Source organism: Curtobacterium sp. Leaf261, from assembly GCF_001422205.1.
Classification (GTDB): Bacteria; Actinomycetota; Actinomycetes; order Actinomycetales; family Microbacteriaceae; genus Curtobacterium.
Map to the genome: position 1 here is coordinate 19,801 of NZ_LMMJ01000008.1, position 24,895 is coordinate 44,695.

At 70.2% G+C, this 24,895-nt stretch carries 26 protein-coding genes; 13 read left to right on the forward strand and 13 right to left on the reverse strand.

All coding sequences use genetic code 11. The features are described from left to right. Positions 1-164: 164 nt before the first annotated feature. A complete protein-coding gene (locus ASF23_RS08330) occupies positions 165-479 on the forward strand; it encodes a hypothetical protein (protein ID WP_156364385.1) in 315 nt (104 codons plus the stop codon). Positions 480-596: 117 nt separating this feature from the next. On the opposite strand, the gene ASF23_RS08335 is transcribed toward ASF23_RS08330, so the two are convergent. Both ASF23_RS08335 and ASF23_RS08340 read right to left on the reverse strand, forming a co-directional pair. Continuing rightward, positions 597-1,430: an aldo/keto reductase gene (locus tag ASF23_RS08335; RefSeq protein ID WP_055953053.1), complete on the reverse strand. Its 834-nt coding sequence runs from the start codon at positions 1,428-1,430 to the stop codon at positions 597-599. A gap of 145 nt (positions 1,431-1,575) precedes the next feature. Beyond that, complete coding sequence (locus ASF23_RS08340) at positions 1,576-2,784, reverse strand: MFS transporter (protein WP_055951759.1); 1,209 nt, start codon at positions 2,782-2,784, stop codon at positions 1,576-1,578. Between the two features lie 465 nt (positions 2,785-3,249). On the opposite strand from ASF23_RS08340, the gene nrdH reads away from it, so the two are divergent. The 4 genes from nrdH (at position 3,250) to nrdF (ending at position 7,298) form a co-directional block, all read left to right on the forward strand. Continuing rightward, positions 3,250-3,483: a glutaredoxin-like protein NrdH gene (gene nrdH, locus ASF23_RS08345; protein ID WP_055951762.1), complete on the forward strand. Its 234-nt coding sequence runs from the start codon at positions 3,250-3,252 to the stop codon at positions 3,481-3,483. Between the two features lie 133 nt (positions 3,484-3,616). Further along, the gene (gene nrdI, locus ASF23_RS08350; protein WP_055951766.1) at positions 3,617-4,033 is read left to right on the forward strand and encodes a class Ib ribonucleoside-diphosphate reductase assembly flavoprotein NrdI; all 417 of its coding nucleotides are present in this window, start codon (positions 3,617-3,619) and stop codon (positions 4,031-4,033) included. A 17-nt stretch (positions 4,034-4,050) separates the two neighbouring features. Continuing rightward, positions 4,051-6,156, forward strand: coding sequence for a class 1b ribonucleoside-diphosphate reductase subunit alpha (gene nrdE, locus ASF23_RS08355; protein ID WP_055951769.1), 2,106 nt, complete (start codon positions 4,051-4,053; stop codon positions 6,154-6,156). A gap of 140 nt (positions 6,157-6,296) precedes the next feature. Then, on the forward strand, positions 6,297-7,298 hold the full coding sequence (gene nrdF, locus ASF23_RS08360) for a class 1b ribonucleoside-diphosphate reductase subunit beta (protein ID WP_055951772.1): 1,002 nt from the start codon (positions 6,297-6,299) through the stop codon (positions 7,296-7,298). Between the two features lie 110 nt (positions 7,299-7,408). Here the strand turns inward: nrdF and ASF23_RS08365 are convergent, their stop codons facing one another. Further along, positions 7,409-7,972, reverse strand: coding sequence for a TetR/AcrR family transcriptional regulator (locus ASF23_RS08365; protein WP_055951774.1), 564 nt, complete (start codon positions 7,970-7,972; stop codon positions 7,409-7,411). An 88-nt stretch (positions 7,973-8,060) separates the two neighbouring features. On the opposite strand from ASF23_RS08365, the gene ASF23_RS08370 reads away from it, so the two are divergent. Beyond that, complete coding sequence (locus ASF23_RS08370; RefSeq protein ID WP_055951778.1) at positions 8,061-9,305, forward strand: MFS transporter; 1,245 nt, start codon at positions 8,061-8,063, stop codon at positions 9,303-9,305. Between the two features lie 45 nt (positions 9,306-9,350). After that, positions 9,351-9,578 carry a hypothetical protein gene (locus ASF23_RS18280; protein ID WP_055951781.1) on the forward strand — a complete coding sequence of 76 codons (228 nt, stop codon included), beginning with the start codon at positions 9,351-9,353 and terminating at the stop codon, positions 9,576-9,578. 7 nt (positions 9,579-9,585) lie between these two features. On the opposite strand, the gene ASF23_RS08380 is transcribed toward ASF23_RS18280, so the two are convergent. The 3 genes from ASF23_RS08380 to ASF23_RS08390 all read right to left on the reverse strand — a co-directional run bounded on the left by ASF23_RS08380 (position 9,586) and on the right by ASF23_RS08390 (position 11,610). Then, complete coding sequence (locus ASF23_RS08380; protein WP_055951784.1) at positions 9,586-10,260, reverse strand: dihydrofolate reductase family protein; 675 nt, start codon at positions 10,258-10,260, stop codon at positions 9,586-9,588. A gap of 139 nt (positions 10,261-10,399) precedes the next feature. Beyond that, a complete protein-coding gene (locus ASF23_RS08385) occupies positions 10,400-10,879 on the reverse strand; it encodes a hypothetical protein (RefSeq protein ID WP_156364389.1) in 480 nt (159 codons plus the stop codon). A gap of 173 nt (positions 10,880-11,052) precedes the next feature. After that, a complete protein-coding gene (locus ASF23_RS08390; RefSeq protein ID WP_055951789.1) occupies positions 11,053-11,610 on the reverse strand; it encodes an AAA family ATPase in 558 nt (185 codons plus the stop codon). A 104-nt stretch (positions 11,611-11,714) separates the two neighbouring features. On the opposite strand from ASF23_RS08390, the gene hisD reads away from it, so the two are divergent. From hisD to ASF23_RS08405, 3 genes are all read left to right on the forward strand, one after another. Continuing rightward, on the forward strand, positions 11,715-13,055 hold the full coding sequence (gene hisD, locus ASF23_RS08395) for a histidinol dehydrogenase (protein WP_055951793.1): 1,341 nt from the start codon (positions 11,715-11,717) through the stop codon (positions 13,053-13,055). A 92-nt stretch (positions 13,056-13,147) separates the two neighbouring features. Then, positions 13,148-14,683, forward strand: a complete 1,536-nt coding sequence (locus ASF23_RS08400; RefSeq protein ID WP_055951796.1) for an APC family permease — start codon at positions 13,148-13,150, stop codon at positions 14,681-14,683. Continuing rightward, complete coding sequence (locus ASF23_RS08405; RefSeq protein ID WP_055951799.1) at positions 14,680-15,495, forward strand: nitrilase-related carbon-nitrogen hydrolase; 816 nt, start codon at positions 14,680-14,682, stop codon at positions 15,493-15,495. Before ASF23_RS08400 ends, ASF23_RS08405 begins: the two co-directional genes overlap by 4 nt. Positions 15,496-15,599: 104 nt before the next feature. Here ASF23_RS08405 and ASF23_RS08410 read toward each other — a convergent pair whose 3' ends face one another. From ASF23_RS08410 to ASF23_RS08425, 4 genes are all read right to left on the reverse strand, one after another. Next, on the reverse strand, positions 15,600-16,493 hold the full coding sequence (locus tag ASF23_RS08410) for a LysR family transcriptional regulator (protein ID WP_055951801.1): 894 nt from the start codon (positions 16,491-16,493) through the stop codon (positions 15,600-15,602). Between the two features lie 81 nt (positions 16,494-16,574). Further along, positions 16,575-17,078, reverse strand: a complete 504-nt coding sequence (locus tag ASF23_RS08415) for an RbsD/FucU family protein (RefSeq protein ID WP_200919330.1) — start codon at positions 17,076-17,078, stop codon at positions 16,575-16,577. Between the two features lie 67 nt (positions 17,079-17,145). Continuing rightward, positions 17,146-17,526, reverse strand: a complete 381-nt coding sequence (locus tag ASF23_RS08420; RefSeq protein ID WP_055951803.1) for a YsnF/AvaK domain-containing protein — start codon at positions 17,524-17,526, stop codon at positions 17,146-17,148. Between the two features lie 3 nt (positions 17,527-17,529). After that, positions 17,530-18,372 (reverse strand): DUF2382 domain-containing protein, encoded by an 843-nt coding sequence (locus tag ASF23_RS08425; RefSeq protein WP_055951806.1) that lies wholly within the window; start codon positions 18,370-18,372, stop codon positions 17,530-17,532. A 264-nt stretch (positions 18,373-18,636) separates the two neighbouring features. Here ASF23_RS08425 and ASF23_RS08430 point away from each other — a divergent pair, with 264 nt between their 5' ends. The 3 genes from ASF23_RS08430 to ASF23_RS08440 all read left to right on the forward strand — a co-directional run bounded on the left by ASF23_RS08430 (position 18,637) and on the right by ASF23_RS08440 (position 21,806). Next, positions 18,637-19,311 carry a TetR/AcrR family transcriptional regulator C-terminal domain-containing protein gene (locus tag ASF23_RS08430; protein WP_235510834.1) on the forward strand — a complete coding sequence of 225 codons (675 nt, stop codon included), beginning with the start codon at positions 18,637-18,639 and terminating at the stop codon, positions 19,309-19,311. Between the two features lie 71 nt (positions 19,312-19,382). Beyond that, on the forward strand, positions 19,383-20,261 hold the full coding sequence (locus tag ASF23_RS08435) for a PHP domain-containing protein (protein WP_235510835.1): 879 nt from the start codon (positions 19,383-19,385) through the stop codon (positions 20,259-20,261). A 57-nt stretch (positions 20,262-20,318) separates the two neighbouring features. After that, the gene (locus ASF23_RS08440; RefSeq protein WP_055951814.1) at positions 20,319-21,806 is read left to right on the forward strand and encodes a mannitol dehydrogenase family protein; all 1,488 of its coding nucleotides are present in this window, start codon (positions 20,319-20,321) and stop codon (positions 21,804-21,806) included. A gap of 102 nt (positions 21,807-21,908) precedes the next feature. Here ASF23_RS08440 and ASF23_RS08445 read toward each other — a convergent pair whose 3' ends face one another. The 3 genes from ASF23_RS08445 to ASF23_RS08455 are packed head-to-tail and all read right to left on the reverse strand — an operon-like array spanning position 21,909 to position 24,888. Beyond that, on the reverse strand, positions 21,909-23,180 hold the full coding sequence (locus ASF23_RS08445) for an ABC transporter permease (RefSeq protein WP_055951816.1): 1,272 nt from the start codon (positions 23,178-23,180) through the stop codon (positions 21,909-21,911). Then, positions 23,177-23,887 carry an ABC transporter ATP-binding protein gene (locus tag ASF23_RS08450; protein WP_055951819.1) on the reverse strand — a complete coding sequence of 237 codons (711 nt, stop codon included), beginning with the start codon at positions 23,885-23,887 and terminating at the stop codon, positions 23,177-23,179. Before ASF23_RS08450 ends, ASF23_RS08445 begins: the two co-directional genes overlap by 4 nt. Next, positions 23,884-24,888, reverse strand: coding sequence for a hypothetical protein (locus tag ASF23_RS08455; protein ID WP_156364391.1), 1,005 nt, complete (start codon positions 24,886-24,888; stop codon positions 23,884-23,886). Before ASF23_RS08455 ends, ASF23_RS08450 begins: the two co-directional genes overlap by 4 nt. Between the last annotated feature and the right edge of the window lie 7 nt (positions 24,889-24,895).

The following is a 24,895-nucleotide window of genomic DNA, read 5'->3' on the forward strand; positions in this document are numbered from 1 at the left end:
CCAGGTGTTCGCGAGTGCCGGACAACGGTACCGGACCCCACGGAGTGGAGATCGCCGATGCCGGCCGGCTGTGGACGAGACTCCCCGTCGCCGCCATGGACGCAGCTGTGAACCAGGACCTGCCGAGCGCATACCGTCCAGGCAAGACCGACGAGAGGACCACCATGACCGACGAACGAGGACCCGCCGAGCGCCTGCAGGACGCAGCCACGGAGCACGACCCGCACGGCGAGAGCGCCACGGAGCAGCGCGAGGACGCCACGAGCTACAGCCCGTCGAGCGAGCGGGAGACCGAGGCCTCGCAGACCCTGCAGCGTGACGACGACGACCTCAGCGCCGACGGCATCGACCCCTCGCGGGTGGTCGCGGCACCCGGCACGGGCGGCGCGGACGACGCCGGTGACGTCGAGCCGGAGCCCGGGGACCTCAACCTGCCGTGGCAGTCCGAGTCCGACCGCGAGGACACCGCCCGCTCCTGAGGCCGGGTCCGACCGGTTCGCTGACCAGTCCGACCGGTTCTGCCCCAGGGGGCGTCATCTGTGCCAGGGAGTCCCTGGGCCAGTTGACGCTCCCTGGGGCAGGACCGATCCGGGCCCCTACGACACCTCGTCCGGGTGCGACCCCGTCCGGTCGCCCGTCTCCAGCTCGGCGATGGCGTCGATGTCGTCCACGGAGAGCTCGAACCCGGCGACGTCGATGTTCTCCGCGATGCGCGAGGGCGTCACGGACTTCGGCAGCACGACGACCCCCTGCTGCACGTTCCAGCGCACGAGCACCTGGGCGACCGAGACGCCGTGCCGGTGGGCGATGCGCTCGAGCACCGGCTCCGCCACGAGCCGCCCCCGACCGAGCGGCGACCACGCCGAGGTGACGATCCCGAGGGTGGCGTGGAACTCCATCAGCGAGCGCTGCGGCAGCCACGGGTGCCGTTCGACCTGGTTCACGACCGGCACGACCCCGGTCTCGTCGACGAGCCGCTGCAGGTGCGGGACCTGGAAGTTCGAGACGCCGATCGAGGTCGCGCGCCCCTCCTCGTACAGCCGACCGAGCGCACGCCATGTGTCGACGTAGCGGTCGTTCGCGGCGGCGGGCCAGTGGATGAGGTACAGGTCGACCCGATCGAGGCCGAGCCGATCGAGCGATCCGTCGAACGCCCGCAGTGTCTCGTCCTGACCCTGGTGCGTGTTCCACACCTTGGTGGTGACGAACAGCTCGTCGCGCGGTACTCCGGACGCCCGGACCGCACGGCCGACCCCGGCCTCGTTCCCGTACATCTCGGCGGTGTCGACGTGGCGGTAGCCGCTCGCGATCGCCGTCTGCACCGCGGTCTCGGCCGACTCGTCGTCGACCTTGTAGACACCGAACCCGATCGACGGGATCGCCCCGCCGTCGAGGAGCGCGACCGACGGGACTGCGGTGGGATCGACCATGTCCCCATGCTGCCGTGCCGCGGCGGCCTGCGCACGCCGACCCGTGCCTCCCGTCCGGCAGGCGGTCGCGACCGCACCGGTTCGGGACACCCGGTCGTGTTCGTTCGTGGGCCCGATGTCCCGAACCGGTGGGGGAGGCCGGGTGTCAGGTGGTGGGGATGTTCACCGGCTCGGTGTCTGGGATCGGGCTCGCGTCACGCCCTCGGAGGTCGGGCAGCCAGCGCCGCGCACCGAACGGCACCACCACGCCGATGAGTGCCGCTGCCGCTGCCACCAGGAGTCCACCGGTGGGGCCGTTCGCGTCGATGAGGAACCCGGCGAACGCGGACCCGAGTGCGGCGCCCATGAGCTGGCCGGTCCCCATCCAGCCGTACGCCTCCGCCGTGTCGCTGAACTTGACCGTTGCGGAGACCGACCCGAACATCACCGCGAGCGCCGGAGCGATCCCGACGCCGGCGATGACGAGCGCGAAGCTCAGCCAGAAGAAGCCGGTGTTGCCGGTCGCCAGGACGAGGCCGACGAACACGACGCCCATCCGGAGCCACAGTGCGTTCGGGGTGATCGGACGGTGGCCGAACGTGAGTCCGCCCGCGAGCGAGCCGATCGCGAAGACGGCGAGCACGATGCCGGCGTTCGGGCTGCCTTCGCCGAAGACGCTCGTGACCGCCGCCTCGACCGCGGCACACGCCCCGATGAGCAGGAAGCCGGTGAAGGTGGTGACGAGGACGGCCGGGCGGCGGAGCACCACGCCGAACCGCCGCTTGGACCGGGGGATGCGCACCCGGCCGAGCTCGGGGGAGGCGATGAACCACACGCCGCCGATGAGCAGGAACACCATCGCGAGGACGATCGCCTGGACGGTGCCGATCTGGGTGGCCACGAACGTGGTGATGACCGGGCCCGCGACCCAGATGAGCTCCTGCGCGGACGCGTCGAGGGAGAACAGGGGCGTCAGCTGCCCGGACGTCACCATCTTCGGGTAGATCGTCCGGACCGCGGGCTGGACGGGCGGCACCGCGAGGCCCCCGACGAACCCGATGACGATGTACAGCCAGAGCGGCATGAGCACGAACGCGATGACGCCCATGGTCACGAAGGCCACGACGCTCGTCAGGATGAGGACCGGGCGCATGCCCCACTGCCCCATCCAGCGGCTCGTCAGCGGCCCCGAGATCGCCTGCCCGATGCTCGACACCGCGAGCACGGTGCCCGCTGCTCCGTACGAGTGGAAGATGTGCTCGACGTGCAGCAGGTAGGCGAGCGAGAGCATGCCGAACGGGAAGCGTGCGGTGAGCTGGGCGGCGATCACACGACCGACGCCGGGGGTCCGTAGCAGGCTGCCGTATGCGCTCACCCGCCAAGTGTACGGACCGGGCGGACCGCTCCGGGAGGGGGTGTGGACTGCCACGTCGCGCGCGGTTCGACCACCTCCAGAACGGGGGTCGGCGCGTCGTTCCGCGCCGCGTCGCGACACGCCGGGGCGTCAATCCCACACCCTGTGGAACCGGACCTCCACAGCTGTGCAGAAGTGTCGGTGGTGCGCGCGACAATGGCGGAAACACGGGGCTTCGCGGCCGTCGTGCGACTGTCCACACTGTGGGAACGGTTGTGGAGAACTACAGGGGTGTAACACTTCCTCTTGTGGTCGCTTCCGGTGGCAGGCACAAGATGTAGTATCGACAAGCCGAACGAGCACAGCCCGCTTCGGCCCCCTCGGGCTCCTCGGGAGCGCCGACACGGACACACAGAAGCACCCACCACAACACCGCATCACCACACGGACGAGCGCGACGCGTTCGACCGAGATTCAGGGGAGATCATGGCCGTCACCGTCTACACCAAGCCGTCCTGCGTCCAGTGCACCGCGACCTACCGCGCGCTCGACAACAAGGGCATCGAGTACGAGATCCACGACGTCTCCACCGACGACGCGGCACTCGAGCACGTCAAGAGCCTCGGGTACCTCCAGGCCCCCGTCGTCGTGACGGATGACGACCACTGGTCCGGCTTCCGTCCGGACAAGATCGCCGGCCTCGCCGCCGAGCTCGCCTGACCTCTCCGGCAACTGACCTCTCGGGCAACTGACCCTTCCGGTCACTGACCCTTCCGGCGATGCGTGCGGGTCGCACTCCGTCCCGAGTGCGGCTCCGCACGACAGCAGCAGGAACAGCACCAGGAGGCACGGCATGAGCAACCTCGTGTTCTTCTCGAGCGTCTCCGAGAACACCGCGCGCTTCGTGGCGAAGCTCGGGCGACCGGCTGACCGGATCCCGCTCTACCCGAAGGAACCGCCCCTGGTGGTCGACGAGCCGTACGTGCTCGTCCTCCCGACCTACGGCGGCGGGAACGGCGACGGCGCCGTCCCCAAGCAGGTCATCACCTTCCTCAACAACGAGCACAACCGGTCGTTGATCCGCGGCGTCATCGTCGGCGGCAACACCAACTTCGGCGCGGCCTACGGGTTGGCCGGCGACGTCGTGGCACGCAAGTGCCACGTGCCGGTGCTCTACAGATTCGAACTCTTCGGAACGCCTGACGACGTGCAGGCGGTCAACACAGGATTGGAAGCATTTTGGACGCAGCAGTTGCAGACGTCGATCTGACGACGTCGGCGACGGGGATGGACTACCACTCCCTGAACGCCATGCTGAACCTCTACGGGCCGAACGGGGAGATCCAGTTCGACAAGGACCGGGAGGCGGCCAAGGAGTACTTCCTGCAGCACGTCAACCAGAACACCGTCTTCTTCCACAACCTGAAGGAGCGGCTCGACTACCTGGTGGAGAACGAGTACTACGAGAGTGCGGTCATCGACCAGTACCCGTTCGCGTTCGTCGAGCAGCTGAACGACCTGGCGTACTCCAAGAAGTTCCGGTTCCAGACGTTCCTCGGTGCGTTCAAGTACTACACGAGCTACACACTCAAGACGTTCGACGGCAAGCGGTACCTCGAGCGCTTCGAGGATCGGGTCGTGATGACCGCGCTCGGGCTCGCGCAGGGTGACCAGGACCTCGCGGTCGCCCTGGTCGAGGAGATCATCGGCGGCCGCTTCCAGCCCGCCACCCCGACGTTCCTCAACACGGGCAAGGCGCAGCGCGGCGAACTCGTCTCCTGCTTCCTCCTCCGCATCGAGGACAACATGGAGTCGATCTCCCGCGGGATCAACTCGGCGCTGCAGCTCTCCAAGCGCGGCGGCGGCGTGGCACTCAGCCTGTCGAACATCCGCGAGGCCGGTGCCCCGATCAAGCAGATCGAGAACCAGTCCTCCGGCATCATCCCCGTGATGAAGCTGCTGGAAGACTCCTTCTCGTACGCCAACCAGCTCGGTGCGCGTCAGGGCGCCGGTGCGGTGTACCTCTCCGCGCACCACCCGGACATCATGCGGTTCCTCGACACCAAGCGCGAGAACGCCGACGAGAAGATCCGCATCAAGACGCTGTCGCTCGGCGTCGTCGTGCCGGACATCACGTTCGAGCTCGCCAAGAACAACGAGGACATGTACCTCTTCTCGCCGTACGACGTCGAGAAGGTCTACGGCATCCCGTTCGGTGACGTCGCGATCTCGGACAAGTACCGCGAGATGGTCGACGACTCCCGCATCAAGAAGACCAAGATCAAGGCCCGCGAGTTCTTCCAGACCATCGCGGAGATCCAGTTCGAGTCCGGCTACCCGTACATCGTGTTCGAGGACACGGTGAACAACGCGAACCCGATCAAGGGCCGCATCAACATGTCGAACCTGTGCTCGGAGATCCTGCAGGTCAACACCCCGACGTCGTACAACGAGGACCTCTCGTACAACGAGATCGGCAAGGACATCTCCTGCAACCTCGGCTCGCTGAACATCGCGCTGACGATGGACTCGCCGGACTTCGGCAAGACCATCGAGACGGCGATCCGCGGCCTCACCGCCGTGTCGCAGATGTCGCACATCGCGTCGGTCCGTTCGATCGAGGCCGGCAACGACAAGTCGCACGCCATCGGCCTCGGCCAGATGAACCTGCACGGGTACCTCGCCCGCGAGCACGTGCACTACGGCTCGGACGTCGGCATCGACTTCACGAACATCTACTTCTACTCGGTGCTGTTCCACGCCCTGCGCGCCTCGAACAAGATCGCGATCGAGACCGGCACGACGTTCGACGGCTTCCGCGATTCCAAGTACGCGTCGGGGGAGTTCTTCGACAAGTACACCGACCAGGAGTGGGTGCCGGCGACGGCCCGCACGGCGGAGCTCTTCGCAACGTCCGGCATCGCCATCCCGACCCAGGACGACTGGAAGGCGCTCAAGGCGTCGATCCAGGAGCACGGCATCTACAACCAGAACCTGCAGGCCGTGCCGCCGACCGGGTCGATCTCGTACATCAACCACTCGACGTCGTCGATCCACCCGATCGCGTCGAAGATCGAGATCCGCAAGGAAGGCAAGCTCGGCCGCGTGTACTACCCGGCGCCGTTCATGACGAACGACAACCTGGAGTACTACACCGACGCGTACGAGGTCGGCCCCGAGAAGATCATCGACACCTACGCCGCGGCGACGCAGCACGTGGACCAGGGCCTGTCCCTGACGCTGTTCTTCAAGGACACCGCCACCACGCGCGACATCAACAAGTCGCAGATCTACGCATGGCGCAAGGGCATCAAGACGATCTACTACATCCGCCTCCGGCAGATGGCCCTCGAGGGCACCGAGGTCGAGGGCTGCGTCTCGTGCATGTTGTGACGCCTTCGGCGTCGTGCATGCTGTAGTCGCCCCGGCGACAGGTCGCGACGCGACTGCCTCCGGACTGGAGGGACGGTGCCAGCCCGCACCGTTCCTCCCGTCCGGCCCCACTCACCATCTCGACAACGCAGGAAGAAGTCATGACGCTCACCGATCCGGTCCACGCGACTGGCAAGTCCATCCCGCTGATCCGCCAGGTCAGCGCGATCAACTGGAACCGCATCCAGGACGACAAGGACGTCGAGGTCTGGAACCGTCTCGTCAACAACTTCTGGCTGCCGGAGAAGGTGCCGCTGTCGAACGACGTCCAGTCGTGGAACACCCTGACGCACGACGAGCAGCAGCTCACCATGCGCGTGTTCACCGGGTTGACGCTGCTCGACACGATCCAGGGCACCGTCGGCGCGATCTCGCTGATCCCCGACGCGATCACCCCGCACGAAGAAGCCGTCTACACGAACATCGCGTTCATGGAGTCGGTGCACGCCAAGAGCTACTCGTCGATCTTCTCGACCCTCGCGTCGACCCCCGAGATCGACGATGCCTTCCGCTGGTCGGTCGAGAACCCGAACCTGCAGAAGAAGGCGCAGATCGTCCTCGACTACTACACCGGCGACGACCCCCTGAAGCGCAAGGTCGCCTCGACGCTGCTCGAGTCGTTCCTGTTCTACTCGGGCTTCTACCTGCCGATGTACTGGTCCTCGCGCGCCAAGCTGACGAACACGGCCGACCTCGTCCGCCTCATCATCCGCGACGAGGCCGTGCACGGGTACTACATCGGCTACAAGTTCCAGAAGGGGCTCGAGGGCCTCTCGGACGAGCGCAAGCAGGAGATCAAGGACTACACGTTCACCCTGCTGTACGAGCTCTACGAGAACGAGATCCAGTACACGCAGGACCTCTACGACGGTGTCGGCCTGACCGAGGACGTCAAGAAGTTCCTGCACTACAACGCCAACAAGGCGCTGATGAACCTGGGCTACGAGCCGATGTTCCCGAAGGAGACGACGGACGTGAACCCGGCGATCCTGTCGGCACTGTCCCCGAACGCCGACGAGAACCACGACTTCTTCTCCGGCAGCGGTTCGTCGTACGTCATCGGCAAGGCGGAGAGCACCGAGGACGAGGACTGGGACTTCTAGCCCGTCGTCTTCCATGAGGATGCAGAAACGCCCAGTCCCGAACATCGGGGACTGGGCATTTCCGCATTCTCGGTGGCGGTGGCGGCGGGGCCCGGGCCGGGCGGGTCCGGTCAGCGTCGCATCGACAGGACGTCGCGGACCAGGTGCCTGGCGTAGTCGTCGTCGATCGCCAGCGCCACGATCACCCGGTAGTACAGCGGTGCGACGACGTGGTCGAGGATCTGCTGCGCGGTCGGTGCCGACTCCCCGCGTCCCTCGGCACGCGTCACGATCTCGGCTGCCTGCTCGAGCCGACAATCGGTGACCGGGCACTCCGCGACGAGGTCGACGCGCGCGGACGCCATGGCCCGCAGGTACCGCGTCCGCTCCGGGCGCCTGATGTCTCGAGCAATGACGGTGGCCCACTCCGTGAGGTCGCCGTCGAGCGACCCGGTGTCCGGCAGGGATTCGCCGTCGCGGGTGAGCGCAGCGACGGTGACCTCCTCGAGGAGCGCGTTGACGTCGTCCCAGCGCCGGTAGAGCGTCGTCGGGTTGACCCCCGCGCGCTCGGCGATGACGGGGAAGCTGATCCGCTCAGCGCCCTCGCCGACGAGCTCGCCGACCGCGGTGTACACGGCCCCGAGGACCCGACTGCTCCGTCCGCCGGGACGGGTGGCTGCTGGCTGTGCGGACATGACTTCGTTATAGCACAAGGGTTTGCTTTACTGAGAACGGGTGCTAGCGTCGTTAACGCAAAGACCATTGCGTTACGTCGGAGGTCCCGTGTTCAGCCGCCCCATCTCGTTCGTCGTCGCCGGAGCCGCGGGTGCCGCGACCCTGACGGCCGCGTCGGCACCCTCACCGCTCTACCCCGTGTACCAGCAGCTCTGGGGGTTTTCCTCCTTCACGCTGACGGTCGTGTTCGCCGTGTACGTCGCGGCACTGCTCGTGGCGCTCCTGACCGTCGGTTCGCTGTCCGACCGGATCGGACGGCGGCCCGTCGCCTCGGCCGCGCTGGTGCTGCTCGCGGTCGGCATGCTGCTCTTCACCGTCGCGGGCGGGACGGGCGGTCTCATCGCTGCGAGGGTCGTGCAGGGGTTCGCCGTCGGTGCGGCCACCGGCACGGTCACGGCGATGATCATGGACGCCGGACCGAACCGGCGATGGAGCTCGATCGTGAGCAGTGCGGTCCCGTCGCTCGGCATCGCGATCGGAGCCGTGCTGGCCGGCACCCTCGTGGAGTTCGCGCCGCTCCCGCGACAGCTCGTGTTCTGGGTGCTCGCCGCGGCGTACCTGGTGCTCGCGACGCTGGTGTGGTTCGTGCCCGAGCACGGCGACTCCGGGGCACCAGGGCGTCACGACGAGGCGAAGCGCTCGACGACCGTGTCGATCTGGCGGACCCTCCTGCCGAGCGCCGGGGTCCCGCCCGAGATGCGACCGGTCTTCCTCGCCCTCGTGCCGTCGATCGCCGCGACGTGGGCGCTGTCCGGGCTCTACCTGTCCCTCGGCTCCTCGATCGTCGGTACGGTCCTCGGCGTGCACAGCCACTTCGCCGTCGGCCTCGTGCTCGGGGTGTTCTTCGTCGCGGGCACGGCGGGGACGGCCGCCTCGGCACTCCTGCCCGTCCAGCTCCGCGAGTGGTTCGGCTCCGCCGCCCTCGTCGTCGGGGTCCTCGCGACGATCGCTGCACTGCCGTCGGGCGCACTGCCGCTCTACCTGGTCGGGTCTGCGATCGCGGGGATCGGGTTCGGTGCAGCGTTCCGGTTCGTGGTCGATGCCCTCGGAGACGCGTCGCCGGCGGATCGTCGAGGGCAGGTCTTCGCGACGATGTACATCGTCAGCTACGTCGCGTTCAGCGTCCCCGCGCTCGTGGCCGGACTCGCGGTGGGGCGGTTCGGGCTCGAGGCGACCGCGGTCGGGTACGGGGTGTTCGACGTGGCGCTCGTCGTCGTGGCGGTCGGCGCGGGACTCACGCGCGCCCGTCGTCAGCGCAGAGCGGACAGCGAACGGGTTCCGGCAGGGCTGTGAGGACCTGCGTTTGCCCCGGGGCGCATCGCACGCCACGATGGTCCCGTGCGCTGGAGAGCCGGATACGAGCAGGACGACGGTGATGCACCGGCGTACGCCCTGATCGAGGCTGCCACCCGGGACGAGGCATTCGAGCGGCTCCGCGAGGTGGTCGGTTCCGCGACGCCCGTGGTGTTCATGGTGCCGGACGAGCAGGTCGCCGACGTGCTGCAGGGGGAGACGTACGAGCACTTCCTGCACGACCCCGGGTCGGACCGCGACCCGACAGCCTGACGCACGCTCAGCCCGCGTCGGCACCGTCCGCGGCGGCCGCCCGCCGCTCGAACACCAGGTGCACCACCCCGGACGGTGACGAGGTCGTCGTGATGTCGAAGCGGTCCTCGACCCCCTCGAGTCCGTCCCAGAGGCGCTCCCCGCGGCCGAGGACGATCGGCACGACGACGACGTGCAGGTGGTCGATGAGGTCCGCCGCCAGGAACTCCCGGACCGTTGCGACACCACCGCCGATCCGGACGTCCGCGCCGGGAGCGGCCTCCTGAGCACGGGTGAGCGCCTCGGCCGGGGTGGCGTCGACGAAGTGGAACGTGGTCCCGCCCGCCATCGTCAGCGGCTCCCGGGGGTGGTGGGTCAGCACGATGACGGGGGTGTGGAACGGCGGCTCGTCGCCCCACCAGCCCTGCCAGTCGTCATCGGTCCACGGACCCCGCTGCGGTCCGAACTTGTTGCGCCCCATGATCTCGACGCCGATCCCGGGGGTCCACTCGGACGCGAACGAGTCGTCGAGCTCGGCCGTCCCGCCGTCGGCGCCCTGCATGCTGCGGAACGTGGCGGTCGCTGCGAACCAGGCCATGAGCCGGCCGTCGGCATGGCCGAACGGATGCTCGAGCGACTGGTCCGCACCGGCACCGAACCCGTCGAGCGACACCGCGAAGTTGTGCACCCTGACCTTGGACATGTCGCTCCCGTCGTCTGTGCGGCCGCTGCCGCGGCGCCTCCCGGAAACCCTAGGGACGCGTCCGTCGCGCGTCCAGATGAGGAACCACCGGACGGGAGGGACGGTGCCGACCCGCCCCGTCCCTCCCGTCCGATCTGCGTCAGCGACTGATCTTCGTCACGGTGACGGGGTTCCCCCCAGTAGTTGACCGTGTTCGAGGGGACGCGGACGGTGCGAACGGGGTGCCTGCGGTGTTCTTCAGGCATGCACTGTTGGACGTGCAACCTGGCGCGACCGGTGTGAGCGTGCGGAGGTCGATCGGCAGGACGACGGCGGCGACGACCTCGGCGGTCTCCGGGTCGGTCATCATGGCTGCGGCGACGTTGGACTCGAGGATGTGGGCGATCTCGCGGCGGGGCTGCTTCCCGGCAAGGCTCTCCAGCTGCGCTGCGACCTCGTCCTCGGGCAGTCGATCGCCGACGACGGCCTCCGCCGGGTTCGTCACCGGGCCGAGCTCATCGGTCGACGCTGTGGGCGCCCCGGTCTCTGCGTGATCCGCGAACGCCGGCGAGGCGAACGTCAGCGCGACGGCCGTCGCCAACGCTGTCCCGGCGACCAGGGCGAGGCGAGGAGCGATCATGAGCATGTTCCCATCTGCACATCAATCTGAAGTGTGGGACATTGGTAGCACAGCGCTGTTGCCGCCCGCAATCGCGGTCCGGTCGCTCCGGTCGGTCGGTCCGGTCCGGAACGGCGCCGTCACCGGACGGGAGGGACGGTGCCGACCCGCCCCGTCCCTCCCGTCCGTCGGCTTCAGGACCGGGTGAGGGTCCGGAGCCACGCCTCGACGTCGCGCTGGGAGCGGAGACGGACGATCCGCAGGTGCGGGTACGCCGCCGGCACCGTCGCGACCCGGTCGCGGACCGTCCGGCGCCCGCGCCAGCCCCACCGGATGATGTGCTCCGGGTCGGTGAGGACCGTGTGGAGCGGCGGCTCGACGTTGCCGTTCCAGAGCGTCTCGCGCCGGAGCCGTCGGCGGAGGGTCCGTCGCACGAGTCGACCCATGTGCACCCGGGCGGGTAGGTCGATCCAGACGACCGTGTCCGCGCGAGAGGGGAGGAGCGGGCCGAGCTGCCCGGTGTACTGCCACTCGGTCGTCCAGCGGTCCTCGCTGCTGAACGCGTCGACGTCCTCCGCGAATCCCGGGAGCTCGGTCCAGTCCGGGCCGTGGAAGAGCGCGTCGATCTCGGTGTGCCGCAGCCCGGCCACCCGGGCGATGCTCGCGGCCAGGGTCGTCTTGCCGGAACCGGACGGCCCGGCGACCAGCACGCGTCGCGGCGGCGGATCGAGGACGTCTGCGGGACCGAACATCGCGCCAGCCTACGACGCCAGTGTAAGAGCCACAGGGAAACCCTGTGGATGGGGTCGGAAAGTACCGCGTTGTCCTCTGTGCACGGGGAGGCCAGGCTGTCGCCATGCAACTCTCGTCCCGTTTCGTCACCGCCAACGCGGACCGCTTCCGGTTCGTCAAGTCACCGGGGGTCACCGCGCCGCCGGCCCAGCGCGACCCCGCCGTCGTCGAGACGGTGAGCCGCATGCTCTCCGACATCGAGCGGAACGGTGTCGATGCGATCCGCCGGTACGCCCGTGACCTCGACCGACAGGAGGACGGGGCGATCGAGCTCGACGCACGGGCGATCGCGACGAGCGGCGACCGGATCGCGCCCGAGCTCCGCGCCGCGATCGACCTCGGCTCGGCCCGCACGAAGGAGTTCGCGGGACTGCAGCGGGCGCACCTGACGGACTTCGAGGCCGAGATCGCACCGGGGCTCGTGACCGGGCAGCGCTACGTGCCGGTCGGCCGGGTCGGCGCCTACCTGCCGGCCGGCCGGTTCCCGCTGACCGCGAGCGCGTTCATGACCGTCGGCGTCGCGAAGGTGGCCGGTGTGCCGAACGTCGTGGCGTGCACCCCGCCGCAGCCGGACGGCCGCGCGAACGACGCCGTGACCTACACCGCGCACGTGTCCGGCGTCGACCGGCTCTTCGTGCTCGGCGGTGTGCAGGCCCTGGCTGCGATGGCGTTCGGCCTCCTCGACGAGGACGAGCTCCCCGTCGACATGCTCGTCGGCGCCGGGAACGCATTCGTCGCCGAGGCCAAGCGGCAGCTCTTCGGGACGGTGGCGATCGACCTGCTCGCCGGCCCGAGCGAGGTCGCGGTCATCGCCGACGACAGCGCCGACGCGGAGATCGTGGCCGCCGACCTGCTGGGCCAGGCGGAGCACGGACCGAACTCCCCGGCTGCGCTCGTCACCACGTCGGAACGGCTCGCGACCGCCGTCGTCGATGCGGTCGAGCGGCAGCTCCCGACCCTGTCCACGCGCGACATCTGCGGCCCGGCATGGCGCGACCACGGCTCGGTGATCCTGGTGGACTCGCGCGAGGACGCCGTGGCGGTGATGGACGAGCTCGCCCCGGAGCACCTCGAGGTCCTGACGACCGAGGACGCCTGGTACCACGACACGCTCACGAACTACGGCTCGCTGTTCCTCGGACACTGGAGCACCGTGGCGTACTCGGACAAGGGCATGGCGGGGACGAACCACACGCTGCCGACGGCCGGCGGCGCGAAGCACAGCGCCGGGCTCTCCGTGTCCCGGTACCTGAAGCCCCTCACCTACCAGCGGATCGACCGCGCCGCGACACCGACCCTCGCCGAGGCGGTCGACGTGATCTCCGCGAGCGAGGGGATGAGCGCGCACCGGGCGACCGCGACGATGCGCCTGGCGACGTACCAGGAGACCGTCCCGGCGGGCTGAGCGGACCCCGACCCGACCCGACCCCGACCCCGACCCGACCCCGACCCCGACCCTGACCCGACACCGAACGACCGACCCGAACGACCGGAGCGATGATGACCACCGATCAGCACGGAACCACCGACAGCACCAGCACGAGCCACTCCGGCCACGACGCACCCGGCCTCCGGCGCGAACTCCGGGTGGTCGACGCCGCGGCGTTCTCCGTCGGGCTCATCGGCCCCGTCGGCGTGATGGCCCTGCTCGGCGCCGGGGCGGCCGGGATACTCGGCCGCGGCGCGACCTGGGCGTTCGTGTTCGCCCTGGTCGCCGTGTCGCTCGTGGCCTACGGGTTCGTGAAGCTGTCACGGCACATCTCGCACACGGGCTCGGTGTACGCCACCGTCGGCATCACGCTCGGGCCGCGCGCCGGGTTCATCGCCGGCTGGGCGCTGTTCTTCGCCTACGTGACGATCGGTGCCGGCTCGGGGATCGAGATCGGCCTGTTCTTCTCGCAGCTGCTCCAGGACCTCGGGATGCGGGTCGATCCCGACTGGATCTGGGCGACCCTCGTGGCACTCGTCCTCGTCGTGCTGCTCGGCCGACGCGAGGTGCACGTCATCACGCGGTCGCTGCTGTACGCGGAGCTGATCGGCGCCGTGCTCGTCACCGTGCTGAACGTCGTGGTCCTCGTCCGCCTGGCCGTCGGTGCCGCCCCGGCCGGACGGCACCTGTCCTGGGACTTCCTCGCGCTGCCGAGCGGCACGGACGTGAGCCTCATCGCGGGAGCGGCGGTCTTCGGGTTCCTGGCGTTCGCCGGGTTCGAGGGTGCCGCGACGCTCGGCGAGGAGACGAGCCAGCCGAAGAAGGACATCCCGCGCGCCCTGAAGATCGCGATCGTCGTCGTCGGGGCGTTCTACCTGTTGACGATCGTGGCGCAGACCCTCGGGTACGGCACCACCGCCGGTGACGTCAAGCGCTTCGCCGGCTCCGCGGCACCGTACGGGGACCTCGCCCGGACCTACGTCGGGGTTTGGCTCGCGGACCTCCTGACCCTCGCCGCGGTCGTCAGCCTCTTCGCGATCTTCCTCGGCACACTGTCCGGTGCCTCGCGGGTCCTCTACGCCCTGTCCCGCGACACTGGCCTCGGTCGCCCGGTCACGAAGCTCTCCAAGCAGGGTTCCCCCGTCACGGCGCTCACCGTCGTCGCGGTGCTCGCGCTCCTCGTGATCGTCGGCGAGCGACTGACCGGCGCGGCCGTCCTCGACGCGACGTACTGGGCGCTCACGGTGGGCACGATCGCACTCCTCGTGGCCTACGTCCTCGCCACGGTGGGGGCCGTCAAGTTCCTCTTCTTCTCGAAGCGGCTCCGGACACCGCGGTGGGAGATCGTCGTCCCGGTCCTCGCTCTGGTGCTCGTCCTGTACACGATCTACAAGAACGCCGTCGGGCTCGACGCCCCGTACAGCTGGTTCCCCTACATCGTCGCCGCGTGGCTCCTCATCGGGCTGGCGATCACGTTCCGTCGGGGGCTGGTCGAGCGGGTCCGTGCCGCGCTCGCCGCGTCCAACGCCACGGACGACGCGTCCCCTGCACCCGCCGACGAACCCTCCGGCGAGCCCGACCCGGTCGGCGGGGTCCGCCCGTGACCCGGGTCGCCGCGGTCCAGCTCGCGCCCGTCGTCGGGGACCTCGACGGGAACGTCGAGCGGGCGCAGCAGGCACTCGACACGGTCGACGCCGACGTCGTCGTCCTGCCGGAGCTCACCACGAGCGGCTACGTGTTCCGCGACGCAGACGAGGCGCGGTCGCTCGCGATCACCCCGTCGCACCCGCTGTTCGCCGGCTGGGTGGACGCGGCCCGAAGGATCGGCGGGGTGGTCGTCGGCGGGTTCGCGGAGCTCGGCGACGACGGGAACGTGTACAACAGCGCGGCGCTCGTCACGGGGGAGGGCGTGCAGGGCGTCTACCGCAAGGTGCACCTCTGGGACCGGGAGAAAGAGGTCTTCACGCCCGGGTCGGACCGGCCGCTCGTGGTCGACACCCCGCACGGACGCATCGGCGTGATGATCTGCTTCGACCTGGAGTTCCCGGAGTGGACGCGGATCGCCGCACTCGACGGCGTGGAGCTCCTCGCCGTACCGACGAACTGGCCCCTGGTCGAGCGGCCGGACGGCGAGCGGGCGCCGGAGGTGCAGATCGCGATCGGCGCCGCCCGGGTGAACCGGATGGCGATCGCGTGCGCCGACCGCAGCGGCACCGAGCGTGGCGTGGATTGGAACGAGGGCACCTCGCTCGTGGACCCCGACGGATGGGTCGTCGCCGAGGTCGGACCCGGGACCGGCGTGGTGGTGGCGGACCTCGACCTCGCCGCGACCCGGGACAAGACCGCCACGAGCCTCGTCGACCTGCTCGGCGACCGTCGGCCCGATCTCTACGGAGCGCTCACCGAGCGTCGCTGACGCCAGCGGGCGTGCACCGCGACCACCGGACGGACTGGAGGGGCGGTGCGGGGCCGCCCCGTCCCTCCAGACCGTCGAAGCGCGCGTCCGGCAGCGCGGCTCCGTCAGCCGCCGGCGACCAGGTCGCGCGCCAACCGGAGCAGCTCCGCGGTTGCCGGCGACAGCACGGCCCCGTCGCGCTCGACCAGTGCGATCGTGTCGTGCAGCGGCTCCGCGAACGTCGTCCACCCGAGTGCCGACGGCCACTGTCCGCCCTCGGCGACGGCCCGCGCGACGAAGGTGTCCCCGACACCGGCGGCCGCGAGCGCGATGGCGGTCTCGACCTGCTCCACCTCGACCTGCACGTCGATGACGACCCCGGCGAGCTGCGCCCGTTCGGCGAGCTGTCGACGCGTCGGGTCGCGCCAGCCGTAGTGCGCGTCGTAGAGGACCATCGCGCGTCCGGCCAGGTCCTGGATCCGGACGGGTTCCGCGACGCGCGTGGGATCGGCGCTGACGTAGACGACCTCGTCGCGGCGGAGGGGCGTGACCCGGAGCCCCTCGGCGTCGATCGGGAGCACGACGAGCCCGGCCTCCAGGTCGCCGCTCGCGACGGCGCTCGCCACCTCGACCGAGTTGAGCCCGATCACCCGGAGCTTCACCGCGGGGTGCTCGCGGTGGAAGCTCGCCAGGAGCGCGTCGAGGGCGTAGTACTTGGCGTTCCGGAGCAGACCGAACGACGCGACCCCACCCTGCAGCGAGGTGATCGCCCGGAGTGCCCGATCGGCCTCGTCGGCGTCGGCGACGATCCGCTCGGCGAGTGGCTGGAGCATCGCTCCGGCCGCGGTGAGCACGAGGCGCCGGGTGCCGCGGACGAACAGCTCGGTCTCGTAGGCGCGCTCGAGCCGTCGGACCAGCTCGGACACCGACGGCTGCGACATGTGCATCGCCTCGGCCGCCGCGGTGAAGGACCCGAGGCGCGCCGCGAGCAGGAACACGCGGAGCTGCACCAGGGTCATGCGGCCACGATACGGGTGGACCCGGGCGGCGCGGACCGAGTCGGGCCCGTCGGGCCCGTCGGGTCAGTCGGGTCAGTCGGGTCAGTCGGGCACGACGGCGCCCATCGTGACGCCCTTCGTGAGGACGAAGCAGGCGTACCCGCTCAGCTCACCGGTGAGGACGACCGCGAAGGCGCCCTTCGCCCGGGCGTAGAAGTCGTGCCGGGGGACGGGTTCGATCGGGACCTCGCGCCCCTCGGCCGCGGCGAGCGCCCGGGCGACGACGTCGTGGGAGGCGATCGGAGCCGTCGCACCGCCCTCGGGGACCATCGCCGCGACGGCCGGCTCGACCGAGGTGTCCACGGGGAACACGCTCGCGATCGCCCGGACCGCCGCACCCATGTCGGCACCCGCGGTCGTGATGACACGGTCGTGCAGGGCATGCGCGGGGTAGTTCGCGTCGACCACGGCGAGCGTGTCGCCGTGGCCCATCGCCGACAGGGCCCAGAGCAGGTCGGGGGTGAGCAGCGGGTCGAGTCCCTTGAGCATCGTCGCCCTCTCGGTGGTCGTGCGGTGGTCGATCGGTCCGGACAGCAGTGTACGCATGAGAGCGACCGACACGACTTCGGGTGGGGTGTCGGTCGCTCTCGTGCGCATGTGTCCAGGTGCCCCGTCACTCCGGGCTCTGGGTCCGTTCGACGTCCACGTCCTCGTACCGGAGGTCCTCCGCGACGAGCACGTCCTCGGTGACCGAGCGCGTGGTCATGGTGACGCGTTCCACGGGGACGACGGTCCGCACGAGGGCGATGCGTTCCTCGTGCAGGACCACCACGACCGGTCCGCGAGCGGCCGGTGCGTCGGCGGGGACGGGGCCCCCGCCGACGATCGGCTCCCGCGTGAGTCGGATCTCCTCGTGGCTGACGTCGACGGTGATCGTCCGCTGCTCCGTCACGACGACCCGCTCGAGCCGGACCCGTTCGGTCGCGACCACGTCCGTCGAGACGCGGAGCTGTTCCTCGTGCCGGACCACTGCGACGTCCCGCGCGTCGGTCACGGCCTAGACGCGGTCGTCACGATCGACGGCGGTGTCGTCGGCCGTGCGGGTGCCGGTGGCCGCGTCGTCGAGCTCGATCTCCTCGTGCGCGACGTCCTCCTCGACCGTGTGCTGCTCGGTCACGGTCTCGGTGCCGAGGCTCACGCGCTCGACGGGCACCGTCTCCTTCGCGGTGACGACGCGCTCCTCGGTCAGGACGACCTCGTGCTCCTCCTCGCTGAGCGCCGGGCCGTCGAGGGCGTCGGCGGCGTTCGCGTCGGTGATGGGCTCGCGCTGGAGCGTGACCTCGTCGTGGCTGACCGGGACGGTCTGCTGGACGTGCTCGGTGACCACGTGCTTGCGGAGCCGGGCGCGGCCGGCCTCGACGCGCTCGGTGCCGACGTGCAGTCGCTCCTCGGACCGCGTCATCGCGTCGTCCGTCGTCGGGCCGGACGTGTCGTGTCCGACGGTGCCGTCGTCGGCACGGTCGTCGTGGCGGTCGGCGTCCTGGTCGTACAGCGGCGCCTCGGACGGAGCGGCCGACGCGGAGCCGTTGCCGTTGCCGTAGTAGTCGTAGAGCGCCTGCTCTTCGTCCTCGCTCAGGGCGCCGTCGCTCTCGATCCGCGGTGCGTCCTTCACGAAGGACTTCTCGTGCGCGACGTGGACGGCCCCGGACACGAAGTCCGCGTCGTCGAGGGGCGCGAACGACTCCGAGGTGCCGAACAGCCCGGTGCGGACCGTCACCCACGTCGGGGTCTGGGTGTCGGTGTCGACGTAGACCTGGCCGACGGTTCCGATCTTGCCGCCGTCGCTGCCGAGGACGTCCGCACCGACGAGGTCGTTCGGGTTGGTGTTCGTGCCGATCATGGTGATGCTCCTTGTCCTCGGCGGGAAGTCCGAGGGTCGAGTCGATCGAGAAGGCGATCGACGTGGAGGCGGGACCTGCCCGCCAATCGACTTACGGTGTAAGTCACGGCCGACCTTACAGTGTAAGTCGCGCTAGGGTGAGCGGGCTGCGGAAGTTCGATCGCGGTCTACCCGTCGTCGCGGCGGGGACCGGGCCCCAGCGGAGGGGAGCCCGCTGTGACGGACGCCGAGCGAACCGGTCGCGGGAGTCCCTCCGGCCCCCGGTTGAGTCGCGATCTCATCGTCTCCACCGCACTCGCGCAGGTCGACCGCTCCGGCACGCAGGGTCTGTCGATGCGGTCGCTCGCGCAGGAACTCGGCGTCGAGGCGATGTCCCTCTACCGCTACGTGCACGGCAAGGAAGACCTCCTCGAGGGGATCATCGCGTCGCTCATGACCGACCTCACAGCACGGCTCGAGGCTGCCGAGCCGGAGGCGGAGCACTGGCAGGGGTTCCTGCAGACGGTCGCACAGGAGGTCCGACGCATCGCCACCGACCATCCGCTGGCGTTCCCGCTCGTGGCGACGCGGCACCCCGCGGCACCCTGGCTCAGACCGCCGCTCCGGAGCATCGAGGTCGTCGACACGTTCCTCGGCGCCCTGACTCGGAACGGGTTCACCGATCAGCAGGCGGTCGACGCGTACCGCGCGTTCAGCAGCTTCCTCCTCGGACAGCTCCTGCTGGAGTCCGTCATCCGAGGTGCGGAGATGTCGCCGCCAGAGGAGCCGCTCGACGAGGGCAGTGCGGCGATCCCCGAGGGCGACGGCGTCACGCCGCTCGACGTCGCGCCCGAGGTGCGTCGACTCCGTGCGCTCCTGAGCGAGGACCGCACGGACGAGGAGTTCGAGATCTCCCTCGAGGCGCTCCTCGACCGCCTCGAGCGCGCGCTGTCGCAATGAGTCGCGCCCCGTCGCAGTGAGTCGCGCCCCGTCGCGGCGCGCACGGGGTCCCGAGTGGGAGCATGGTCGTCATGCTCCCCGCCGATGCGCACGTCCACAGCGAATGGTCATGGGATGCGGGCTCCGACCCCGCGTCACACGGGAGCATGGCCCGCACCTGCGAACGTGCGGTCCGGAACGGTCTGCCGGTCGTCGTGTTCACCGAGCACCTCGACCTCGAGGACCGGTGGCGGGTCGACCCCGGTGACATGGGCGGCCACGCCGAGGCGCTGGTCGACGACGACGGGTACGTCCGGCTCCCGCCGTTCGACCTCGACGGCTACCTCGAGGCGATCGATCGCTGCCGGCACGCCCACCCCGACCTGCGGATCCTGACCGGCGTCGAGTTCGGCCAGCCGCACCTGTGGGACGACGAGGCCGCGGGCGTCGTCCGCGGCGGCTCGATCGACCGGGTGAACGGGTCGCTCCACATGCTGCCCCTCGGCGACCCCGCGGCCGGGGCCACCGCCGGCACGGACGTCGACCGCACCGAGCCCGCGACGCTCTACAACCACCACGCACCGGACGCCGTGATGCGGGCGTACCTCGAGGAGATCCCGCGGATGGTCGCCGGATCCGACTCGTTCGCGGTGTTCACGCACATCGACTACGCCGTGCGGGCGTGGCCGACGACGGAGGTCGGCCCGTTCGACCCGCGCCGCTTCGAGGACGGCTTCCGCTCGGCGATGCGCGCCATCGCGGGGTCCGGGCGTGCTCTCGAGATGAACACCCGTCGGCTCTGGTCGTGGATCCCCGAGTGGTGGGCCGAGGAGGGCGGCCGCGCCGTCACGTTCGGGAGCGACGCGCACGTCCCGGAGAACCTCGCCGCGAACTTCCCGGAGGCGACGGCGATGCTCGAGCACTTCGGGTTCCGCCCCGGCAGCCGCCCCGAGGACCCCTGGACGCGCTGACCGCCGCCCCGACCCGACCAGCCCGACCCGACCGACCCGACCACCAGGAGGAACACCATGCCGACGCTGTCCAGTGCCACCCTCGCCACCATCACCGGAGTCCCCACACCCGACTACGACCGGTCCGCCGTGACCACCGGCATCGTGCACTTCGGTCTCGGGAACTTCCACCGCGCCCACCAGGCGATGTACCTCGACCGGTTGATGTCCGCCGGCGAGGCGCTCGACTTCGGCATCTGCGGGGTCGGGGTGATGCCGTCCGACATCCGGATGCGCGACGCACTCCGGGCACAGGACCACCTCTACACACTCGTGCTGAAGCACCCGGACGGTTCGCTCGAGCCCCGGGTCATCGGCTCGGTGCACGACTTCCGGTACGCACCGGACGACCCCGAGGCGGTGCTCGACGTGATGACCGCGCCGACCACGAGGATCGTCTCGCTCACCGTCACCGAGGGCGGCTACAACATCGACCACGTCACCGGGCAGTTCGTCCTCGACGCGCCGTCGGTGGCCGCCGACCTGCGGGACGGCGCCGTCCCGACGACGATGTTCGGGTTCGTGACGGAGGCGCTCCGGCGTCGTCGTGCGGCCGGGATCGAACCGTTCACCGTGATGTCGTGCGACAACATCCAGGGCAACGGCGACACGGCCCGTCAGACGATCGGCGCCTTCGCGACCGCGAAGGACCCCGAGCTCGGCGCGTGGATCGACGAGCACGTGGCGTTCCCGAACTCGATGGTCGACCGGATCACCCCCGTGACGACCGACGCCGACCGGGCGATGGTCCGCGACGAGTTCGGGATCGACGACGCGTGGCCGGTCGTCGCGGAACCGTTCGAGCAGTGGGTGCTCGAGGACCACTTCACCCTCGGTCGGCCGCGGTACGAGGACGTCGGCGTGCAGGTCGTCGACGACGTCGTGCCGTACGAGCTGATGAAGCTCCGGCTCCTCAACGCGAGCCACCAGACGATGGCGTACTTCGGGATCCTGTCCGGGCACACGTACGCGCACGAGGCGACGGCCGACCCGCGCATCGCGACGATCCTCCGCCGGTACATGGACGAGGAGGGCACCCCGACGCTCGGCCCGGTCCCGGGGATCGACCTCGACGACTACAAGGCCACGCTCATGGAACGCTTCGGGAACCCGGCGATCGCGGACACGCTGGCCCGTCTCGCGGCGGAGTCGTCCGACCGCATCCCGAAGTGGCTGCTGCCCGTCGTCCGGAGCAACCTGGAGGCCGGTCGTCAGGTCGCGCTCTCCGCTGCCGTCGTCGCGAGCTGGGCCCGGTACGACGAGGGCGTGGACGAGCACGGCGATGTCATCGAGCCGGTCGACCAGCTCCGCGACGTCCTGATGGCCGCGGCCCGGGAGCAGCACGCTGACCCGCTCGCGTTCCTGCGCAACCGCGAGGTCTTCGGGGACCTCGTCGACGACGCGCGGTTCACCGAGCCCTACCTCGCGACGCTCGCCAGGCTGCACGAGCACGGCGCGCAGCAGACGCTCGCCGACGTGCTGGACGCCGCGGGCGCCGATCGCTGACGCGACCGCCTGACGGACTGACGGACTGACGGACGGACGGACTGACGGACTGGAGGGACGGTGCCAGCTGGCACCGTCCCTCCAGTCCGTCCTGCGGTCGCGTCAGAACCGGATCGCGTCGATCGGTCGGACCCGGACCGCGATGATCGCCGGCAGCAGTCCGGCCAGTGCGCCGACGGCCACCGCGACGGCGAGGCCGAGGAGCGAGGCGGACAGTGGGAACCCGGGGACGTCGACGATCCCGCGGTCGTGGAGCCAGTCCGTCACGAGCGGGTTCTTCAGCGCGAGGATCGACAGCGCGACGCCCGCGAACCCGGCCGCCGTCGTCGCGACGACGCTCTCGAGCATGATCGCGACGAACACCCTGGCCGCCGTGGCACCGAAGCTCCGCCGGATGCCGATCTCGCGGACACGGGTCCGGATCGTGACGAGCGAGATGTTCACGAGTCCCAGCGCGCCGAGCACGAGGATGAGTCCCGCGGCGCCACCGACCACGATGCGGAGCAGCAGGAGCGGATCCGGGCCGCCGAACGCCTTGTAGTCCTGGCGGTTGACGTCGACCTGCCAGCCGTCGCCCGCGGCCTTCGTGAGGTCGCTGCTGATGTGTCGCGTGAGCGCACGCGACGACGACGGCGGTACCCACGCCTCGTACTGGGTGTTCGACGAGAGGTCCGTCGCCGCCGTGGTCCCGGTGACGATGCGCTGGACGGCGTCGGTGAGCATGATCGCGCTCGGTGACCCCGCGTACCCGCCCGGTGTCACGCCGATGACGACCGCGGTGGTCGCCGCGGACGTGGTCAGGGTGATCGTCGGGTGGGTGCGGAGGTCGGGGGAGCCGAGGTCCTTCCAGAACGCGGCGTCGATGATCACCGCCGGGGCGAGGCGGTCCCGGTCGTTCGGTCCGAACCAGGATCCCTCGGCGAGTCGGACTCGGTGCATGGTGCCGTAGTCGCGGTCGACCGCCTGGAGCGACACGTACGTGGACGCACCGTACAGGGGGGTCTCCGCCTGGATGTTCGCGTTGCGGCTCCACCAGCGGATGTCGTAGCGGCGCATCTCCTGCGCGACCTCGTCCCCGAAGTCGTCCGGGATCGCCGGAGGGACCACGGCGGTGGACTCCGGCTGGTACGGATTGCCGATCGAGAGCAGCGCCGGGCGGCCGCTCTGCCGCTCGAACGACTCGGTGATCGCCTGCTGCGCGACACCGCTGACGGCCGCCACGGACGTCAGTGCGAGCACGGCGAGGCCGACGCCGATGAGGCTCATGAACACCCGTGCACGGTGGGACCGGAACTCGCTCCAGGCCTCGATCACGGCCCCGACCACGAACGTCACCGCGCGCATCGGCAGACCGGGGGTCGTCTCGCGGGTCATGCGTGCACCCCGTCGACGAGGGCTCGACGGTCGGAGCGGAGCACCCCGGCGTCGAGCCGGTAGTGCCGCCGGGCGAGCGCCGCGATGTTCGGGTCGTGGGTGATCGTGATGAGCGCGGCACCGGAGGACTCGACCGCCTCGTCGAGGAGCTCCATGATGACGTTGCCGGTCTCCACGTCGAGCGCTCCGGTCGGCTCGTCGGCGAGGATCAGCCGCGGACGGCGGACGAGTGCCCGCGCGATCGCGACGCGCTGCTGCTCGCCGCCGGACATCCGACTCGGGATCGACTCCGCACGGGCGGTCAGCCCGACGCGGTCGAGCATCTCCATCGCGACGCGCTCACGGCGCCAGAAGTCCCGTCCGGCGCTGAACAGCAGCGGCGTCATCACGTTCTCGAGCGCCGTCCGGCCCGGCAGCAGGTTGAACTGCTGGAACACGAACCCGACGTCGCGGCCCCGGCGGACGTCGCGCTGCCTGCTGCTCATCCGTTCGAGCGGCACGTCGTCGAACACGAGCCGACCCGACGTCGGCTCGTCGAGGAGTCCGAGCAGGTTGAGGAGCGTCGACTTGCCGCTGCCCGATCGTCCGACGATGCTGACGTGGTCGCCCGCGCCGACCTCGAGGTCGATGCCGCGGAGGATGTGGAGCGGCTCGGCGTCCGGCAGCGTCACAGTGCGGGTGACCTGCTCGAGCCGGAGGAGGCTCACTGGCCGCTGCCGTTCGCGCTACCGTCGCTGCTGCTCGAGCCGGGGACGAACTCCAGGACGTCCTCGCCCTCGCTGAGCCCCTTCGTCACCTCGACGACCTTGCCGTCGGTGACGCCGAGCGTGACGTCGTGCGACTCCGGCTTGCCCTTCGACCCCGCCGTGTACACGACGCCGTCGCCGCCCGGGGCGCCCTCGACCGCGGTGACCGGCACGGTGAGGGCGTTCTCCGCGACACCGCCCGACACCGTGAGCTTCGCGGCGATCCCGCTGAACACGGTCGTGTCCGCGGGCACGGCGCACCGGACCGTCGTGGTGGCCGCGCTGCCGGAGCCGCCCGAGTCACCCGAGGTGTCGGCGGAACCGGAGCCGGAGCCGGAGTCCGAGCCGGATCCGGATCCGGCGAGCGGGGTCGTGATCGTCAGGTTCGTGCAGGTGAACGGTCTCGGTCCGCCGGTCACGGTCACCGAGCCCTCGGTCGGACGGTTCACCAGGCGGTACTGCTGCTCCGGCGGCATCGAGCCGACGATGCTGAAGGTCGGCGGGGCCACCTGCGCCAGGACGTCCCCGACGGCGAGGTCCTGCCCAGCGAGCACCGGGACGTCGCTCACGGTGCCAGCGGTCGTGGTGGTCAGGGTGACGATGCGCGCCGCGCCGGGCGTGCCGTCCGCGGCGACCGGCTGGACCCGGATGGTCGCGACAGCCCCGTTCGCGGCGATCGCCTGCCCGGGTGTCACGAGGACCTTGACGACCTGGCCCGCTGCCGTCGCGCGGACGGCGGTCGCGGCGTCGGCGGTGACGCTGGCGTCGATGACCACGTCGCTCTTCACCGTCCCCTTGGACACCTGCACGGTCTGGTCCACGACGGAGCCGGTGGGCACCGCGGCGTCCGATGCCTGCGTGAGTCCGCCGAAGAACGCGAGCTTCACGAGGGCGGCGGCGATCACGGCGAAGAGCAGGAGCCGGAGCACCGGGAGGATCCATCGGCGGCGGGTGGTGTGCATCGGTGGT